The organism is Flavobacterium sp. UBA5153, from assembly GCA_002413745.1.
In the GTDB taxonomy this organism is placed as follows: Bacteria; Bacteroidota; Bacteroidia; order Flavobacteriales; family Flavobacteriaceae; genus Flavobacterium.
This window is the reverse complement of the sequence record DHXP01000033.1, coordinates 1-1,282: the sequence shown is the minus strand read 5'-3', so window position 1 is coordinate 1,282 and position 1,282 is coordinate 1. Positions and strand designations below refer to the sequence as shown.

2 protein-coding genes are annotated in these 1,282 nt (G+C 29.6%); both read right to left on the bottom strand.

What is annotated here, in order from left to right; translation table 11 throughout:
* A partial coding sequence (locus B2145_RS17710) for an alpha/beta hydrolase (RefSeq protein ID WP_414654993.1) occupies positions 1-118 on the bottom strand: 118 nt, incomplete at its 3' end.
* A 403-nt stretch (positions 119-521) separates the two neighbouring features.
* Entirely contained in the window at positions 522-947 is a 426-nt protein-coding gene (locus B2145_RS07120) for a CBS domain-containing protein (RefSeq protein WP_291100217.1), read from the bottom strand.
* Positions 948-1,282: the final 335 nt, after the last annotated feature.

The following is a 1,282-nucleotide window of genomic DNA, read 5'->3' as shown; positions in this document are numbered from 1 at the left end:
GGTCGTACCTCTTTGGCTGGTGAATTCTAAAAAAATTATCTCCTGATTTTTCAAAATATGTCTGCCAATGTTCTGGTCCTGAATTTCCAAGTCCTGGTATAATTAAATAATTTGTCATTTAGTCTAAATGTTTTTTGTCGTTTTGAATTTTAGATGACTATGCAATACATTCAATACTGATTGGGAAACTTTTATTATGCCTAATTTTGAACTATTGAGTAAAAAACAAATCACATAAAATTTCTTAATGATTAAAGAGAAGGCACTAATCCTAAAAACAGATGAAAAATAAGCTAGATATTCTAAATGTTTCTCTGTTTTTTTGTAAATTTGCTATTGATTTACAAGGAATTTGGTTGAAAATGAATGCAATGAGCACCATTACTAAATCGTTACCGATAGTGTTTATGAATCTTGTAAACTACTCTTAATTAGCTGTTTTTGGATTTGCTAATTTTTTTTATATAAAAAACAGCCGCACTAAATTGCGGCTGTTTATAATTATTGATTGTTTTTTGACTTTATTGTGAAATATAAGAATCCAAATGTTTAATTGTGGCTTTTTGCATTTCGATTATCGCTTTTACCACGTCACTTATGGAGATAATCCCAATAATGGTACCGTTTTCTGTGACAGGCAAATGTCTTACTCTTTTTGTATCCATTAATTCCATGCAATAATCAAGGTTATCTGTTGGTTTTACCGTAACCACGTCTTTCTCCATAATTTCATAAACAAATGTTTTTTTGGAAGATTTGGCTTTTAAAGCAATTTTTCGTGCGTAATCTCTTTCAGATAAAATACCTTTTAATATATTGTCTTCTATTATTAAAATAGCTCCGATATTTTTTTCACTCATCACCCCTAAAGCCTCATACACCGTAATTGTTGAGAGTACTGAAAATACTTCTTTCCCTTTTGTGCTTAATATTTGATTGACAGTCATAATAAATTAATTTAATGGACTATAAATTTAAAAAAAAACAGCCTACAAACGTTACAATTTACAAATTTATATTAAATCTAAATTAATCAGGATTAGCTGTATGTATAAGTGATACTTTGATTTGCCTATAAACACTAGCCTGAATTACACCCCTTGTTAATATGCCGCGCCAAATATCTAGGCGCACCCATAAATTCGGAATAATACCGCTAGTTATTTCAAATTAGTCCAATAAAAATTGAACTAAATGAAATATACAGCGGCATTATACTAGAACGATTGGACTAAAACATACTAACCAATGGTATAAAAAACTGTCTCTTATACACATCTGT

Excerpts from the sequence above, each read along its gene's own strand:
- B2145_RS07120 (WP_291100217.1), bottom strand. The coding sequence starts at position 947 with ATGACTGTCAATCAAATATTAAGCACAAAAGGGAAAGAAGTATTTTCA.